Annotated in this window: 14 protein-coding genes; 4 read left to right on the top strand and 10 right to left on the bottom strand. The window is 67.1% G+C overall.

Annotation, left to right across the window (positions count from 1 at the left end; translation table 11 throughout):
- Positions 1-54 precede the first annotated feature (54 nt).
- On the top strand, positions 55-921 hold the full coding sequence (locus BLV49_RS13415) for an acyl-CoA thioesterase (protein WP_091185434.1): 867 nt from the start codon (positions 55-57) through the stop codon (positions 919-921).
- A 7-nt stretch (positions 922-928) separates the two neighbouring features.
- Here BLV49_RS13415 and BLV49_RS13410 read toward each other — a convergent pair whose 3' ends face one another.
- The 5 genes from BLV49_RS13410 to msrA form a co-directional block, all read right to left on the bottom strand.
- Positions 929-1,399, bottom strand: a complete 471-nt coding sequence (locus BLV49_RS13410) for an acyl-CoA thioesterase (protein WP_091185432.1) — start codon at positions 1,397-1,399, stop codon at positions 929-931.
- The gene (ettA, locus tag BLV49_RS13405) at positions 1,399-3,081 is read right to left on the bottom strand and encodes an energy-dependent translational throttle protein EttA (protein ID WP_091185430.1); all 1,683 of its coding nucleotides are present in this window, start codon (positions 3,079-3,081) and stop codon (positions 1,399-1,401) included. The genes BLV49_RS13410 and ettA overlap by 1 nt, the downstream gene beginning before the upstream one ends.
- A gap of 51 nt (positions 3,082-3,132) precedes the next feature.
- Positions 3,133-3,606 (bottom strand): DUF6993 domain-containing protein, encoded by a 474-nt coding sequence (locus BLV49_RS13400; RefSeq protein WP_245723660.1) that lies wholly within the window; start codon positions 3,604-3,606, stop codon positions 3,133-3,135.
- A gap of 50 nt (positions 3,607-3,656) precedes the next feature.
- Positions 3,657-4,178, bottom strand: coding sequence for a single-stranded DNA-binding protein (locus BLV49_RS13395; RefSeq protein WP_091185427.1), 522 nt, complete (start codon positions 4,176-4,178; stop codon positions 3,657-3,659).
- A 179-nt stretch (positions 4,179-4,357) separates the two neighbouring features.
- A complete protein-coding gene (gene msrA, locus BLV49_RS13390; protein WP_091185425.1) occupies positions 4,358-4,879 on the bottom strand; it encodes a peptide-methionine (S)-S-oxide reductase MsrA in 522 nt (173 codons plus the stop codon).
- A gap of 108 nt (positions 4,880-4,987) precedes the next feature.
- On the opposite strand from msrA, the gene BLV49_RS13385 reads away from it, so the two are divergent.
- From BLV49_RS13385 to BLV49_RS13375, 3 genes are all read left to right on the top strand, one after another.
- Positions 4,988-5,995 carry an aldo/keto reductase gene (locus tag BLV49_RS13385; RefSeq protein WP_091187351.1) on the top strand — a complete coding sequence of 336 codons (1,008 nt, stop codon included), beginning with the start codon at positions 4,988-4,990 and terminating at the stop codon, positions 5,993-5,995.
- Between the two features lie 74 nt (positions 5,996-6,069).
- Complete coding sequence (locus tag BLV49_RS13380; protein WP_091185422.1) at positions 6,070-6,300, top strand: hypothetical protein; 231 nt, start codon at positions 6,070-6,072, stop codon at positions 6,298-6,300.
- A 64-nt stretch (positions 6,301-6,364) separates the two neighbouring features.
- Positions 6,365-7,039 (top strand): hypothetical protein, encoded by a 675-nt coding sequence (locus BLV49_RS13375; RefSeq protein ID WP_091185419.1) that lies wholly within the window; start codon positions 6,365-6,367, stop codon positions 7,037-7,039.
- A 4-nt stretch (positions 7,040-7,043) separates the two neighbouring features.
- Here the strand turns inward: BLV49_RS13375 and nadE are convergent, their stop codons facing one another.
- The 5 genes from nadE to BLV49_RS13350 form a co-directional block, all read right to left on the bottom strand.
- Positions 7,044-7,865, bottom strand: coding sequence for an NAD(+) synthase (gene nadE, locus BLV49_RS13370; RefSeq protein WP_091185416.1), 822 nt, complete (start codon positions 7,863-7,865; stop codon positions 7,044-7,046).
- A gap of 52 nt (positions 7,866-7,917) precedes the next feature.
- On the bottom strand, positions 7,918-11,370 hold the full coding sequence (locus tag BLV49_RS13365) for an error-prone DNA polymerase (protein WP_091185412.1): 3,453 nt from the start codon (positions 11,368-11,370) through the stop codon (positions 7,918-7,920).
- Positions 11,371-11,396: 26 nt separating this feature from the next.
- Complete coding sequence (locus BLV49_RS13360; RefSeq protein ID WP_091185408.1) at positions 11,397-12,956, bottom strand: DNA polymerase Y family protein; 1,560 nt, start codon at positions 12,954-12,956, stop codon at positions 11,397-11,399.
- A 10-nt stretch (positions 12,957-12,966) separates the two neighbouring features.
- Positions 12,967-13,665 (bottom strand): DnaE2-dependent mutagenesis accessory factor ImuA', encoded by a 699-nt coding sequence (gene imuA' / locus BLV49_RS13355; RefSeq protein ID WP_143034061.1) that lies wholly within the window; start codon positions 13,663-13,665, stop codon positions 12,967-12,969.
- 108 nt (positions 13,666-13,773) lie between these two features.
- On the bottom strand, positions 13,774-15,690 hold the full coding sequence (locus BLV49_RS13350) for a BCCT family transporter (protein WP_091187349.1): 1,917 nt from the start codon (positions 15,688-15,690) through the stop codon (positions 13,774-13,776).
- Between the last annotated feature and the right edge of the window lie 112 nt (positions 15,691-15,802).

Here is a 15,802-nt window from a genome sequence, read left to right as displayed (position 1 = left end):
TGCTTCTAAACTAGCTGACGGCCCCTCCCGTCGGGCCGAGGAGAAGGAGCGCTCATGACTGACCCGGTTGTGTCCCTGCTGGAGGCTCTCGACCTCACCGATACGGGCGCGAGAACCGCGGAGGACATCTACACGGGTCCCTCCCAGTGGATGCCGCACGGCCGCGTCTTCGGCGGCCAGGTGCTCGCGCAGTGCATCGTCGCCGCGAAGCGCACAGTTCCCGATGACCGCTTCATTCACTCGATGCACGGCTACTTTCTCCGCGCCGGCGACGTGCGACTGCCGATAACGTTCTCCGTCGACCGCATCCACGACGGTCGCTCGTTCATGGCGCGCCGCGCCCAGGCGTACCAGAACGGCGTGCCCATCTTCTCGATGATCGCGTCGTTCCAGAACGATGACGAGGGGGTGGATCACCAGCTTCCGATGCCGGATGTGCCGGGCCCCGAGGAGCTGCCGAGCGACACCGACCTGCTCGATCACATCAGCGATCCCCGCGCCCGCGCGTGGGCGGCCGACCGTGCGTTCGAGATCCGGCACGTCTCGGAGCCGGTCTACTTCCACGCGGCCGACGAGGCGGCGTCCTCTCAAGCGGTGTGGATGCGCGCGAAGAGCGCGCTGCCCGACGACCGCGGCCTTCACCAGGCCGCGATCGCCTACGCGAGCGACTACGCGGTTCTCGAGCCGGTCTTGCGCCGGCACGGGCTCAGCTGGCTCGACGCGGGCCTCAAAGTGGCCAGTCTCGACCACGCCATGTGGTGGCATCGTCCCGCCCGGGCCGACGAATGGCTGCTGTACGTGCAGGACTCGCCGAGCGCGACGGGCGGTCGCGGTCTCGCCCAAGCGCGGTTCTACACGCGCGACGGCGCTCTCGTCGCGAGCGTCGCGCAAGAGGGCATGGTGCGGGTCCCGCGGTCGTAGCCGCCGCTCAGCGCTTGCGCGTGAACGGCACCGGCTCTTCGAGGTACCGCTGCCACGCCTCGCGCTCTCGCGCCGTGATGCGCCTCGGCTTCCCGCTGGCGGCATCCACGAGCACGATCGTGCTCGAGGCGCGAGCGAAGAGCAGATCGGATTCCCGGTCGGGATACACCTCGTAGCAGACGTCGAGGCTCGCCCCGCCGAGCGCGCCGATCCACATGCGCACGTCCAGCGGCCCGCGCTGGTACGGAATGGGAGCGACGTACTCGACTTCGTGCCTCGCGATGAGCGTCATCGTGTCCGAGCCGACCTCCGCCTCGATCAGGGCCATGCCCTGGTCCACGTCCCCGCCCTCGTCGTCGCTGCGCCAGAAGGCGCGCACGCGAGCCTCTTCGAAGACGCGCATGAGCTCGACGTTGTTGACGTGGTTGTACGCGTCCAGATCGCCCCAGCGCAAGTGGATGGGAACGTGGACTCGCATCAGTCGCGCGTCAGCTTGCGGTACGCCGAACGGTGCGGCTTGGCGGCATCCGGTCCGAGACGTTCGATCTTGTTCTGCTCGTACGCTTCGAAGTTGCCCTCGAACCAGTACCAGTTCGCGGGGTCCTCCTCGGTGCCCTCGTACGCGAGGATGTGCGTCGCGATGCGGTCGAGGAACCACCGGTCGTGGGTGACGACGACGGCGCAGCCGGGGAACTCGAGAAGCGCGTTCTCAAGGCTTGACAGCGTCTCGACGTCCAGATCGTTCGTCGGCTCGTCGAGCAGGAGGAGGTTTCCGCCCTGCTTGAGCGTGAGCGCGAGGTTGAGCCGGTTGCGCTCGCCGCCCGAGAGAACTCCCGCGCGCTTCTGCTGGTCGGGGCCCTTGAAGCCGAACGTCGACACGTACGCGCGTGAGGGAATCTCGGTGTTGCCCACGTGGATGTAGTCGAGGCCGTCGGACACGACCTCCCACAGCGTCTTATTCGGGTCGATTCCCGTGCGGGACTGGTCGACGTAGGAGATCTTCACGGTCTCGCCGACTCTGAGGTCTCCGCCGTCGAGCGGCTCAAGGCCGACGATGGTCTTGAACAGCGTTGTCTTTCCGACGCCGTTCGGGCCGATGACGCCGACGATGCCGTTGCGCGGGAGGGAGAAGGAGAGACCGTCGATGAGGGTGCGGTCGCCGAAGCCCTTCTGCAGGTTCTTCGCCTCGATCACCACTTGGCCCAGTCGAGGGCCGGCCGGGATCTGGATCTCCTCGAAGTCGAGTTTGCGCGTCTTCTCCGCTTCGGCAGCCATCTCCTCGTAACGAGCCAGTCGGGCCTTGGACTTCGCCTGACGGCCCTTCGCGTTGGAGCGAACCCATTCGAGTTCCTCGGCGAGGCGCTTGGAGAGCTTCGCGTCCTTCTTGCCCTGGACCTGCAGTCGCTCCTGCTTCTTCTCGAGGTAGGTCGAGTAGTTGCCTTCGTACGGGTAGAGGTGGCCGCGGTCGACCTCGGCGATCCACTCGGCGACGTGGTCGAGGAAGTACCGGTCGTGGGTGACGGCGAGGACGGCGCCGGGGTACTTGGACAGGTGCTGCTCGAGCCACAGCACGCTCTCGGCGTCGAGGTGGTTTGTGGGCTCGTCGAGAAGCAGCAGGTCGGGCTTCTGCAGCAGGAGCTTGCACAGGGCGACGCGGCGCTTCTCGCCGCCGGAGAGCACGCTGACCTGAGCGTCGGACGGCGGGCAGCGCAGGGCGTCCATCGCCTGCTCGAGCTGGGAGTCGAGATCCCACGCGTCGGCGGCGTCGATCTGCTCCTGAAGGGTGCCCATCTCGGCGAGCAGCGCGTCGAAGTCGGCATCCGGCTCGGCCATCGCGGCCGAGATCTCGTTGAACCGGTCGACCTTCTTCTTGATGTCGCCCAGACCCTCTTGCACGTTCTCGAGGACCGTCTTCGACTCGTCCAGCTCCGGCTCCTGCATGAGGATGCCGACGCTGTAGCCAGGCGACAGCTTCGCTTCGCCGTTGCTCGGCGTGTCGAGACCCGCCATGATCTTGAGGATCGTCGACTTACCGGCGCCGTTCGGGCCGACGACGCCGATCTTCGCGCCGGGCAGGAACGCCATCGTGACGTCGTCGAGGATTACCTTGTCTCCGACCGCCTTGCGGGCGCGGACCATCGAGTAAATGTATTCGGCCATATTGCCTCCCAGCTTACCCGGCGGCGCGCGCAAGGCGGAATCGTGCGTGACTCACCGATCGATCGTGCGAGTCGTGCCGATGAGGCATCCGCCGTCAGCGAGCACGTCCGTGACGACGGAGTGGTAGCCGTCCACGGCCGGTCCGTTCTGCCCCACAAGGCACGCGTCGTTCCAGCGCACGGAGAACTGGATGGACTCCGCCGTGTTCCCGACCGTCGAGTTGTCTTGCGTCAGCTGCATCGCCGACGGATCGAACCCCGCATCGACGAGCGCGTCGATGATGGCGCGGCCCTGGGCGTCAGGTCGAGCGTCGAGTGTCGCGCGGTTGACCGAGTCGAAGTACGCGAGTGCTTCCGTGGTGTCCGCGTCGGCGGACAGTTCGGTCGACGTGGGGGTCGGTGTTGTTTGCTCGGCTGAGGGTGGAACGGGGTCGGCGTCGTGCGCTTCGGAGCAGCCGGCCAGGACGAGTGACGCCGCGACAGCGAGCATGAGGCCCGCCGCGCGGACCGTGGCTGCGGTTCCCACCTGCACCTCCGGTTCCGGCGGGATCGCCCGCCGGAACCGATTCTAGAGACTCAGAACGGCGTGTCCGCGACGACGGGTGCGCCTAGCGGTGACGGATCCCATGCGGGCTGCCGCGGCGTTTCGGCGCCGTCGCGCACAGTGTCGGCGAGCGGCTCTCCGTTCGAGATTGCGATTTCGAGGTCATCGCCCTCGGTCGTGGCGACTTCTGCCGACTCGTCCTTCGTCGGGCGGGTGTACACGCTCGTCCCCCAGCCGAGGTCATGACCGATCGCATCGGCGTCGATGTCGACGGCGAGTCCTTTCCTCTCCCCGTTTGTCCATTCGCGAACCCGCAGCCGCCCCATCACGATGACGTGATCGCCCTTGTGAAGGCTCGCGGACACGTTGTCGGCGAGATAGCGGTAAGCCGCGACGGAGTACCAGTTCGTGCCGTAGTCGGTCCAGGCGCCGGTCTTCTTGTCGAAGCGGCGCAGACTCGACGCCAGTCGGAAATTGCAGATCGCGGTGCTCGAGGTCGTCACCACAGACGGTTCGGTAGCGACGATTCCCGTGACGGTTATCGCATCAGCCATGATTGCTCCTCTCGGTCCATCGCCCCGACGAATGTGGGGCGCGGTTCCGGAGGCGACGCTCGTGCCGGATCAGTCGTCTCCGGAACCAAACCCGAGTCTTGCGGGCGGGCGCGGTTCCAGGAGCGGCACGATGCGAATACGTGCACAGACGCTCGAATCGGGCGTCTGTGCACGACCAGTCATCGGGCGTACTCGGTGAACTTGTTGCGCACCTTGACGACTTTCGGAAGGGCGACAGCGTTGCAGTAGCCCTGCCCCGGGTTCTTTGCGAAGAAGTCCTGGTGGTACTCCTCAGCGCGGTGGAACTCGCCCAGAGGCTCGATGGTCGTGACGATTGTGCCGTCCCACCATTCCGCCGCGCGATCGCGGGCAGCCTCGAAGTCGGCCTTCTGCGCGTCGTCGGCGTAGAACATCGTCGAGCGGTACTGCTCGCCGATGTCGTTTCCCTGACGATTCAGCTGTGTCGGATCGTGCAGGGTGAAGTACGCGTCGAGAATGATCTCTCCGGGGATCACCTCCGGATCGAACGTGACGGCGACCGCTTCGGCGTGTCCCGTGCCTCCTCCGCACACCGACTCGTAGCTGGGACTTGCCGTGTGCCCGCCCGTGTACCCGGAGACCACATCAGTGACCCCGTTGAGCGTTCGGTAGACGGCGTCGAGGCACCAGAAACAACCGCCGGCGAGAACGTAAGTCTGCATTGATTCTCCTTCATCGAGCGCAGCCGCTCAGCCGGCCGCGCACTCTTTTACAACGTACGCCTTCCGTGATTGATTCCGGGTGAGAGCGCTCCCGATAGCATGGCGGGCATGACTCATCTTCCCGCTGACGACCGCTATGAGCGCATGACCTATCGTCGGGCCGGCCGCTCTGGCCTGCGACTCCCGGCGCTCTCGCTCGGGCTCTGGCACAACTTCGGACACGGCAAGCCGTTCGACACGCAGCGTGACATCGTCACGCGCGCGTTCGACCTCGGCATCACGCACTTCGACCTCGCCAACAATTACGGGCCGCCCGCCGGCAGCGCCGAATCGAACTTCGGCCGCATCCTCCAGGAGGAGCTGAGCGCTCACCGCGACGAACTCATCATCTCGTCGAAGGCGGGCTATTACATGTGGCCCGGACCGTACGGCGAATGGGGCTCGCGGAAAGCCATGCTGTCGTCACTCGATCAGAGTCTCCGCCGGCTGGGCGTGGAGTACGTGGACGTGTTCTACTCCCACCGGCCCGATCCGGACACGCCGATCGAAGAGACGATGGGCGCCCTCGCGTCAGCTGTGAAGCAGGGCAAGGCGCTCTATGCCGGGATCTCGAACTACTCGCCCGCGCAGACGCGAGCGGCCGCGCACGCGCTCGCGGAGCACAACGTGCCGCTCGTGCTGCATCAGCCCTCGTACAGCATGTTCAATCGGCACGTCGAACGCGGGCTCTTCCCTGTCCTGGACGAAGTCGGCAGCGGCTGCGTCGTCTTCTCCCCGTTGTCGCAGGGATTGCTGACGGACCGCTATCTCGGCGGCGGCATCCCGGCCGATTCCCGCGCGGCCGTCGGCCACTTCCTCACTCCCGACAGCATCGACGACGAATATCTCGAACGAGCACGAGCGCTCAACGACATCGCCGCAGCACGCGGTCAGAGCCTGGCCCAGCTGGCGTTGAGCTGGATCCTTCGACAGCCCAACGTGACGTCCGCGCTCATTGGGGCTTCGTCGGTCGCTCAGCTCGAGCAGAACATCGCTGCTCTTGATGCGGGACCGCTGACCGAGGACGAGCTCGCGGCGATCGAGCCGCACGCCGTGGACGGCACCGGTCGCAGCTGATCTCCCACTGTCGGTGGCCGCCCCTATCGTGATTCCCACACGAAGCTGGGGCCGGCCACGACGATGGGAGAGAAATGCAGACAACCGCTACCCGCGCACGTCGCGCTGTCACATTCCGTGTCAACGAATATCTCTGGCGGGTCACGGCTCCCGACGGCTACGTCTACGGGCATGTCGAACGCGTCATCGAGCCGGGCGGGGAGCGGTTCGAGGCGAAACGGTATCGGCTGAGCGCATCACGTTTCGTCTCAATCGGCCGGTTCTGGTCCTTCGACGACGCCGTCGAGTGCCTCAGACTGGGCTAGTGCGAATCGGCCATGTGCGGCATGCCGCACGGGAATGCGGTGCGCCTCGGGTTATCGTGCCTGCATGGAATGGTGGAACAGCTTCACTCAGTGGCTGACGGCCGCTGACACCCGGCCCGTGCTCTTCACTGCGGCGGTCATTGCGATCGCGATGATCGTCTCGGCGCTCGTCGCCGCCGTGGTCGCCAAGTCGGGCATCAAGCGGCTCGTCGCGCAGCGCGACCGAGAGCAGCGGGCCGCCGCGATCGCCGCGCTCATCGATGCGGCCACCGAGGCCACCGTATGGAACTCGCTCACTCCGCAAGAGCAAGTGCTCGCCGATCGTGCTGTCGGCCAGGCCGACATCCACGTCCGCCTTCTCCCGATCAAGGGGACGTCCGTGGCCGCCGACTGGGCGGCTCACCAGCTGGCGCAGATGAAGCGCGCATCGGCGACGTTCGGCTATGAACTCGAGCCGGTTCTCGCGGAGTTCCGCGACAGGCTTCTCGACTGGCAGGAGCGTCCGTCCCGCGCGAAGAAGGTATTCCAGAGCGATCTGGAACGGTGGGCGTCGTCCGACGAGGACGGCCCGACGGTGCGAGCTCAAGACCGGTGGGTTGCCGAGCAGCACCACGAGGCCCACAACTCGCGGCTCCCGGAACCGGCCTCTGTCGATCCGCAGACGCGCAAGCTCATCGACGACGTCGCCGCTCTCGATGCGAACAAGCGGGCAAGCGTTACGAACGAGAAGTCAGCGTAAGCGATCAGCGCCACCACTGGTCGTCGACGGCGACCGGAAGTGTGCGCTTGTGCCGCGACGCGAGGTATTTCCCCTCGAGGCGCTCCGCGGCGGCGTCATCGACGTCGCGCCCTTCCAGGTAGGCGTCGATGTCGGTGTAGCTGAGTCCGAGGTTGGCCTCGTCCGTCTGTCCCGGCTGATCGTCGAGAAGATCCGCCGTCGGCACCTTCTCGTAGAGGCGCGCCGGCGCTCCGAGGGCTTGCAGAAGCTGCCGTCCTTGTCCCTTCGTCAGCCCGGAGAGCGGGGTCACGTCGGCGGCGCCGTCCCCGAACTTCGTGTAGAAGCCTGTGACGGCCTCCGCCGCGTGATCGGTTCCGATGACGAGGAGTCCGTCCTGCCCGGCGATCGCGTACTGGGCGATCATTCGTGCGCGCGCCTTGACGTTCCCCTTGTTGAAGTCGGTGATGCTCGTCCCCGTCGCGTCGACGAATGCCGAGGCGAAGCCGTCGACGGCGGCCTTGATGTTGAAGTCGACGACCTGCTGAGGTGCGATGAACTCGAGCGCGAGCTGGGCGTCCTCCTCGTCCTGCTGCACCCCGTAGGGAAGGCGCACTCCGACGAATCGCGTCTGCGAGTCCTGCGTCTCGCGCCGTTCGACGGCGAGCTGGCAGAGCCGGCCCGCGAGCGTGGAGTCCTGGCCGCCGCTGATGCCGAGCACGTAGCCGCGTGCTCCCGTCGCGTCGAGGTAGTCGCAGAGAAACTGGATGCGCCGTTCGATCTCGGCTTCAGGATCGATGGTGGCTTTCACACCGAGTTCGTCGATGATCTGTGCTTGGAGTTCTCGCATGCTGTTCACCCTACCGAGCATGTATTGCGTGCGTGTGACGGGTTGACATTTGTCATTGGAAGTCTCGCGAACGCGTTGAGGCTGTCACCGCGAGGGGTTCGAAACGGTCGGCGACGACGTTGACCACGCCTTCTGGAGAGCGCTCGAGCATCCCTCGCACGATCAGCGCCGGCTGCTCTCGGGCAATGCGCCGGTACCGCGCCCACACTCCCGTGCTGCAGACCACGTTCACGAGTCCCGTCTCGTCCTCAAGGTTCATGAAGGTCACGTTCCGCGCCGTCGCGGGCCTCTGCCGGTGCGTGACCACACCGGCGACTTCGATGCGCCGCCCGGTCTCGGCCGCGCGAAGATCAGCGGCAGTGCGGACCCCTCGAGAGCGAAGCCGCGCACGGAGATGCTCGATCGGATGTCCGTCGGGAGAGATGCCCGTCGCCCAGATGTCCGACACGGTCTGCTCTTCGGGACTCAGCAGCCCGAACAGGGGCGGCTGCACCGTCAGCGTCGTGCCCTCGAGCTGGTTCGGATGTTCCTGAGCCGCCTGCTCCGCCTGCCACAGCGCCTCGCGGCGGCTGAGTCCGAAGCATTCGAACGCGCCGGCGTCGGCGAGGGACTCCAGCACCGCCGTGTTCGCTCCCGTGCGCCTGGCCAGGTCGAAGACGTCGCGATACGCTCCCCCGCTCTCGCGTTCGGCGACGATGCGCTCCGCGAGCTTCTCTCCGACGCTGCGCACGCTGGACAGTCCGAGTCGCACGGCGAAGCCGCCATCTCGGCGGTGCTCGGCCTGCGTGTCGGGAGCGTCGGGGTCGAATGGCTCGACAGGCGGCTGGATGCGCTTGAGACACGAGTCTATGCCGGTCGCCCGCCCGGCGGCATCCGCTTCGAGCGTCGGATGCACGCCGGAGCGGAGGATGTCGGGCCGCCGTGTGACGACGCCGTGCCGTCTGGCATCGGCGACGAGACTCTGCGGAGAGTAGAAGCCCATCGGCTGGGCACACAGCAGGGCGGCGAGGAACGCGGCCGGGTAGTGCAAGCGCAACCACGCGCTCGCGTAGACGAGCAGGGCGAAGCTGATGGAGTGGCTCTCGGCGAAGCCGAAGTTCGCGAACGCCTGGATCTTCTCGTACACGGCGTCGGCCTTCTCCCCCGTGATGCCGTTGCCGGCCATGCCCGCATACAGTTTCTCGCGCAGCGTGTCGATGCGCTCCGTGCCGCGTTTCGATCCCATGGCGCGGCGCAGCTGGTCGGCGTCTTCAGCGCTGCAGCCCCCGACGGCGACGGCCATCTGCATGAGCTGCTCTTGGAACAGCGGCACCCCGAGGGTGCGCTTCAGCACGGGCTCGAGCGCCGGGTGCAGGTACGGGATCGGGAATTCGCCCTTCACCTGCCCGCGAGCCTTCTTCACTTCCCATTCCCGCTGCTGCATGCGCCGCTTGATGTACGGGTGAACGGCACCGCCCTGGATGGGGCCAGGGCGCACGAGTGCGACTTCGACGACGAGGTCGTAGAAGCACCGCGGCTGCAAGCGCGGCAGCATCCCCATCTGTGCCCGGCTCTCCACTTGGAAGACACCGACCGAGTCTGCCCGGCACAGCACGTCGAACACGGCCGGTTCGTCTTTCGGAATCGTGTCGAGCGCCCAGGTCTCACCGCAGTGCGCGGTGGTGAGCTCGAAGACGTACTGCAGGGCCTCGAGCATGCCGAGCCCGAGAAGGTCGAACTTCACGAGGCCCATCCAGGCGCAGTCGTCCTTGTCCCACTGCAGCACGGTGCGCCCGTCCATGCGGGCGTGCTCGATGGGGCACACTTCGCCGACGGGCCGGTCGGTGAGAACCATGCCGCCGGAGTGGATGCCGAGGTGCCGCGGCAGTTTGAGCGCCTGCTCGGCCAGCTCGATCACGGCCGGCGGAATGTCGTGATCGTTCGCCTCCACCTGAGCGCCCCAGCGCTCGACTTGCTTGCTCCAGGCGTCCTGCTGCCCCGGACTGTGTCCGAGCGCCTTCGCCATGTCACGGATGGCGCCCTTCGGCCGGTAGCTGATGACGTTCGAGACTTGTGCGGCGTTGTAGCGGCCGTAGGTCTCATACACGTACTGAATGACTTCCTCGCGACGACGCGAGTCGAAATCGACGTCGATGTCGGGCTCCTCCTCGCGCATGCTCGAGAGGAACCGCTCGAACGGCAGCCCGTAGTGGATGGAGTCGACGGCGGTGATGTCGATCAGATAGCAGACGGCCGAGTTCGCGGCGGATCCCCGGCCTTGGCACAGGATGCCGCGAGAGCGTGCGAATTGGACGATGTCGTAGACGATGAGGAAATAGCCGGGGAAGTCCTTCTCCTCGATCACCTGCAGTTCACGTTCGATGCGCTCTCGCTTTGACGCATCGAGGTCCGGGTACTTGCGCGCTGCGCCGCGCCAGACGAGCTCACGCAGCCAGCTCATGGGGGTGTGCCCGTTCGGTACCGGCAGCTTCGGCAGCCCCGGCGAGACGGCGCGCAGCGAGAAGGAGAGTTCGTCAAGCAGCTCGACGCTGCGGGAGATCGCGCCGTCGAAGCGCCCGAACAGCGCCTGCATCTCGAAACCGCTGCGCAGGAAGGCAGCTCCGGATGCTGGCAGCCAACCGTCGATCTCGTCGAGGCTGCGTCGCGCCCGCACAGCGGAGAGGGCTTGCGCGAGGCGGTACTGCTCGGGCCGGGCGAAGTGGATGTTCCCGGTTGCCACGACAGGGAGCCCGCGTTCGGAAGCGAGCTGGGCGAGCGTGTCGTTGCGTGCGTCGTCGAGGGCGTCGCCGCAGGCGTTGAGCTCGACGGTGACGCCGTCTGGGCCGAACAGGTCGACGAGAAGATCGATCTGGCGCCCCGCCTCCGCGCGTCCGCCTCGGTCGAGAGCCTGACGGACGGCGCCCTTGCGGCATCCGGTCAGCACATGCACGTGGTCGCGCAGCTGCTCTCCGAGGGCGTCGAGACGATAGCGGGGGCTGCCCTTCTGCGCTCCGTCGGCGAGTTGCGCCTGCGTGATTGCGCCCGCGAGGTGCCGGTATCCCTCCGGTCCGCGCGCGAGCAGCAGCAGATGGCTGCCGACCGGATCGGGTTCGCCGTTCTGCGGCTCGCCCAGATCGAGGGAGAGCTCCGCTCCGAACGCGGTCTTGAGGTCGGGGTGCATCGCGGCCGCCTCGGCGAAGCGCACGGCGCCGTAGAAGCCATCGTGGTCGGTGAGCGCCATGCCGCTGAGGCCGAGGTCCACGGCCTCGTCGACGAGCTGTTCGGGCATGCTCGCGCCGTCGAGGAAGCTGTAGGCGGAGTGCGCGTGCAGCTCGGCGTACGGCACCGTCTGCGTGCCGCGGATCTCGGTGAGCTGCTCGGGGTCGTGCAGTCCCGTGCTCGGCGTGTAGGGTTCCCGTTTTCGGCTGCGCGGGCCGTCGTCGAGGGCGGTGAGGGGCGCGGCCGGTTCGTCGGAGAGCCGACGGGCGAACTCCGACCACGGGATCGGCGGATTGTGCCAGCCCATCGTTCACTCCCCCTTTCGCTTTCGTCTCAGTCGTATCGGCCTTCGGCGCTCCAGCGCCCGTCTTCGAGGTTCAGCAGCCACGCGGTTCCTGTCTGGTCGATGGCTTGGAACCGGTACAGCCGTCTGCGGTTCGCCGGATCCCACCAGCGCATGTCGACCGGCCAGGGTCCCGCCCACGCGGTGAGCCGCAGCGCGCTGCCGCCCGTCGACAGCGCCGCGAGCGGGGCGTGCAGCGTGCCCCGGGCGGTGACCACGGCGATGTTCCCGTCTCTGTCGAAGACCGTGACGGGAGCGGGACGCTCGAAGACGGTGCTGGGTGGAAGTCCTTTGAGCGCTCCGGGCCAGGGCCGTTCGGGCGCCGCGGTCTCCGCGGTCACCGCCCGCTCGCCCCACGGCACGAGCTGCTGTCTCTCGCGCAGCATCCGTCCCCCTGTGCGGGAGATCGTGCAGACCTCGGCGTGGCCGAGCATGCTCTGCACGCGAGTGATGCTGTGGTGCACACGTTGATCGACGCCGTCTCCCCAAAGTCCTTCCTCGTGGTGTGCTCGATCGTCGAGCGCTGCCGCGCTGATCTGCACGGACACGATGGGCGAGGCGAGAGCGTCCGAGGTGGAGCCGGCGCCCTGCAGCTGCCAGCGCAGCCGGTCAAGCACATCGGATGCCGAGAAGAAGCGCGGATGCAGCCACGTGCGCTCCCGCTGGTCACCGGTCTCGTCGCGCAGCTCGATGCGCATGGCTGTGGCGACCAGGCCCGCCTCGGCGATGTGCGCCATCATGCGGTCGGCGTCGGCGCGCACGGTGAATGCGATCTGGTCCGCCCGGTCGAGGGCGTCGTCGAATTCCCGGTGCAGTGTGAACTCGGCGGCCCGCTGCGTCGGTTCGACCATGCGCGGGTCATCGCCGTTCGCGAGCCGGTGCAGTCGAACGGCCGCCGGACCGAAGCGGTCGCGCACCTGGTCGACGCCGAGCCGCGCATACTGACCGAGCGTGTGGATGCCGAGCCTGTGCAGCAGCGGCCCCTGCCCGGCGAGTTCCGTGGCGGGCAGCTCGTCGATGGGCACGTCGGCCACGAAACCGGCGGAGGTGCCGGCCGGAACGATGACGGCGCGGCCGGGTTCAGCGCGGCGAGCGGCGAGTTCGGCGGGGAAGATGCCGTCGGCGACGCCGATGCGCGCGTCGTCGATATCGAGTTCGCGCATGAGCGACAGAAGCCGCGAGGCCGCGGCTTCTTCGCCGCCGTAGTACCGGCTCGGGCCCCGCATGCGCAGTGCGCAGAGCCCGGGGGCGAGCACTTGAGCGCCGGGCGTCAGCTCATCCAGGCGCGCGAAGACGTTCTCGAAGGCGCGATGGTCGGCGTCAGCGTCGTAGCCGTGGACGACGAGCGCCGGGCACGCAGCCTGCGCCTCTCGCACCCGCTGGCCCGCGCGCACACCCCACTGCGCGGCTGCTCGGTTGCAGAATGCGAGCAGTCCGCGCTCCACAAGCGCGAAGGGCGTCGTGCGTGGGTTCCCCGTGCTGTCGGCCGCCGCCATGACAGACCAGTCGACACACCACAGCACGAGCGATCGAGTCAGCGATTCCGGCATCGCTCCTCCTTCATTCGGTGATGTGTTCGATTTGATCAGGAGCCTCCGACATTCCGGGCAGCGCAATACGCACCTGTCGGGGACGTCCGCCGCGCCCCTTGGCCGTCACGGTCGCGATGCAGCCGGCGAGATGCCCGTGCCCGCTGCCGAGTCCGCTCCACTGCCTGTCGGAGAGCGCGAGCTGATCTTCGGAGCCCGGCCACTCCCCGAGCGAGAGCAGGATGCTGCCGGTTCGGCGCAGCCGCGCCTCGAGCCGCGCTCCTTCCGCTGGCGCGAGCGAGCCAGGCGAGCCGACGAGGACAAGACTCATCACGTCGGCAAGCGCGGCCGCGGCGCGAATGAGCTGGCGGCCCGGATGAGGCACGAGAATCAGGCGGTCAAGGCGGATCCCGGCCGCTTCGGCCGCGTCGGCGGAGAAGTCGGGGATGCCAACGACGGCGACCCAGTCGCCGCGCCTCGAGGACTCGGACATGAGCATGAGCGCGAGCGCAGCGGACGAGACTGCGTAGACCGCCCCCGGTCTGAGCCCCGCTCCGGGAAACAGCGGCGCGAGGGCATCGACGACGGGAACGACAGGCGCCTCCAGGCCCGTGCCGAGGGTGCGGCGCTGCATTCCGCGAATGCGACTCGTGAGTTCCGCCAGCACCTCGGCACGACTCGACCCCGATGTCTCGACGACATCGAAAGCGCGAGCAGTTCCGGTTCCCATACCGATATGATCGAACACCTGTTCGGCCATGTCAATCCGGCGGCAGCGAGCACGAGCGGTTCTCGAGAAGGCTGAGTTACGGCTGGAGAGCCGCTCACTGAACGGTGATCAGTTGCGCGGAGACGACTCCGAATCGCCTGGACTCTCCTCGTCCGGACGCCCCGCAGCAGACTCCTCCTCCGTGTCCTCTGCGTCCGTCGGCTCGGTGCGTGCCCCTGCCCCGGCTCTGGCTTCCGCTTCGCGCAGCTCTTGCGCTTCCGCTTCGGCCTCGACAACCGCTTGGTGCAGTTCTTCGGATTCCGACGTCGTGAGTTCGAAAGCTCCCTCATGCTTCTCGACAGCATTCACCACGCTCTCGACGAGCACATGCCGGGCGAGGCGTCCCCGCCACACGAGCGGATCATTCGAGAGGTCTTTCCACAGGGCGACACACAACAGCAGCATGACGATGACGAACGGCAGCGCCGACACGATCGTGATGTTCTTCAGCCCGTTGAGCGCTTCGGCCGGATGGTCGCCGCCCGCGAGCAGCATGACCGCGGCGACGGCGCCGGTGGCGACGCCCCAGAAGACCGTGAGCTTCTTCGTCGGCTCGGCGGCCCCGTTCTCGCTCAGCCCGGCCATCACGATCGACGCGGAATCGGCGCCCGTGACGAAGAAGATCGCGACGAGCACGACGGCGAGCACCATGAGCACGATTGTGATCCAGCCGGGGACGGGCATGTGCGCGAGCAAGTCGAACAGGATCGTGTCGAAGTTGATGTCAGGCGCCCCGTCGACGATCTTGGCGAGCATGTTCGACGTGTCGTTCGCCTGTTCGGCCTTCTCCTGGAGTCCGATCGCCCCGCCGCCGAAGATGGCGAACCAGAGCACCGAGATTCCCGAGGGGACGAGCAGCACGCCCGTGACGAACTGTCGCACGGTGCGACCGCGCGAGATGCGGGCGATGAACAGTCCGACGAAGGGCGTCCAGGAGATCCACCAGGCCCAGTAGAAGATGGTCCACGTCGACATCCACTCGGCCAGCGCCTCGTTGCCGACGCCGCCCGTGCGCGACGCCATCTGCGGCAGATCCGCGACGAAGGCGCCGATGGCGTTCGGGATCACGTTGAGGATGAACAGCGTCGGCCCGCCGATGAACACGATGAGGGCGAGCACGACCGCGAGCACCATGTTGATGTTCGACAGCCACTGGATGCCGCGTTCGATGCCCGACACGGCGGAGGCGACGAACAGGGCCGTCAGGATCGCGATGACCAGCACGGTGATGCCCGTGCCGACGTTCTGCATGACGCCCGTCGACTGCAGGCCGCCACCGATCTGCAGCGCTCCGAGACCGAGGGAGCACGCTGAGCCGAACAGCGTCGCGAGAATCGCGAGGATATTGATGACGCGGCCGCCCCAGCCGTTCACGGCCTTCGAGCCGAAGAGGGACGTGAACATCGACGAGAACAGCTGGCTGCGACCGAGGCGATACGTTCCGTAGGCCATGCCGAGGCCGACGATCGCGTACATGCCCCACGGGTACAGCGTCCAGTGGAACATCGTCGTACCCATGGCGGTGCTCACCGCGGCGGGGATCTGGCCGTCGACCGTCCCGGGCGGCGGCGACATGTAGAAGAACAGCGGCTCCCCGACACCGTAGAAGATGAGCCCGATGCCCATGCCCGTTGCGAACATCATGGCGATCCACGACGAGGTCCGATACTCGGGGCCCTCGTTGTCTTTGCCGAGCGGGATCGCCCCGAATCGGCTGGCCGCGACGACGATGACGAACACGGTGAAGACGGTGGCGGCGATGACGAACAGCCAGCCGAAGTCCTGCATGGTGCCGGCCAGCGCGGCATCGGAGACGACGCCGAGGCCGTCGGGCGAGATGAAGCCCCACGCCACGAAACCGACGGCGAGAATCGCGGCGACGCCGAACACGATCCAGTCGACGCCGCTGCCCTTTGCAGGCTTGCGACGCCGCGTGCTCTTCATGAGCCCCGCGATGAGGTCTTCGGTGGAATCTGGAGTACTCATGAGCACGTATCCTCGCGCCTTTTCAGCTCGAGGCCCTAGTCCTTCCGCTTCTGTCGGCATGAATGGACGACACCTCAGCCTAGGGCGAAGGACATGCTCGGTGAAAGGGCCG

Source organism: Paramicrobacterium humi, from assembly GCF_900105715.1.
Taxonomy (GTDB): Bacteria; Actinomycetota; Actinomycetes; order Actinomycetales; family Microbacteriaceae; genus Paramicrobacterium; species Paramicrobacterium humi.
The sequence above is the reverse complement of the archived record's forward strand: the minus strand, read 5'-3'. Positions and strand labels throughout refer to the sequence as shown.

Bases quoted from the DNA above. Each gene is read 5' to 3' on its own strand.
- BLV49_RS13415 (WP_091185434.1), top strand. From the start codon at position 55: ATGACTGACCCGGTTGTGTCCCTGCTGGAGGCTCTCGACCTCACCGAT.
- BLV49_RS13410 (WP_091185432.1), bottom strand. From the start codon at position 1,399: ATGCGAGTCCACGTTCCCATCCACTTGCGCTGGGGCGATCTGGACGCG.
- ettA (WP_091185430.1), bottom strand. From the start codon at position 3,081: ATGGCCGAATACATTTACTCGATGGTCCGCGCCCGCAAGGCGGTCGGA.
- BLV49_RS13395 (WP_091185427.1), bottom strand. From the start codon at position 4,178: ATGGCTGATGCGATAACCGTCACGGGAATCGTCGCTACCGAACCGTCT.
- msrA (WP_091185425.1), bottom strand. From the start codon at position 4,879: ATGCAGACTTACGTTCTCGCCGGCGGTTGTTTCTGGTGCCTCGACGCC.
- BLV49_RS13385 (WP_091187351.1), top strand. From the start codon at position 4,988: ATGACTCATCTTCCCGCTGACGACCGCTATGAGCGCATGACCTATCGT.
- BLV49_RS13380 (WP_091185422.1), top strand. From the start codon at position 6,070: ATGCAGACAACCGCTACCCGCGCACGTCGCGCTGTCACATTCCGTGTC.
- BLV49_RS13375 (WP_091185419.1), top strand. From the start codon at position 6,365: ATGGAATGGTGGAACAGCTTCACTCAGTGGCTGACGGCCGCTGACACC.
- nadE (WP_091185416.1), bottom strand. From the start codon at position 7,865: ATGCGAGAACTCCAAGCACAGATCATCGACGAACTCGGTGTGAAAGCC.
- BLV49_RS13365 (WP_091185412.1), bottom strand. From the start codon at position 11,370: ATGGGCTGGCACAATCCGCCGATCCCGTGGTCGGAGTTCGCCCGTCGG.
- BLV49_RS13360 (WP_091185408.1), bottom strand. From the start codon at position 12,956: ATGCCGGAATCGCTGACTCGATCGCTCGTGCTGTGGTGTGTCGACTGG.
- imuA' (WP_143034061.1), bottom strand. From the start codon at position 13,665: ATGGGAACCGGAACTGCTCGCGCTTTCGATGTCGTCGAGACATCGGGG.
- BLV49_RS13350 (WP_091187349.1), bottom strand. From the start codon at position 15,690: ATGAGTACTCCAGATTCCACCGAAGACCTCATCGCGGGGCTCATGAAG.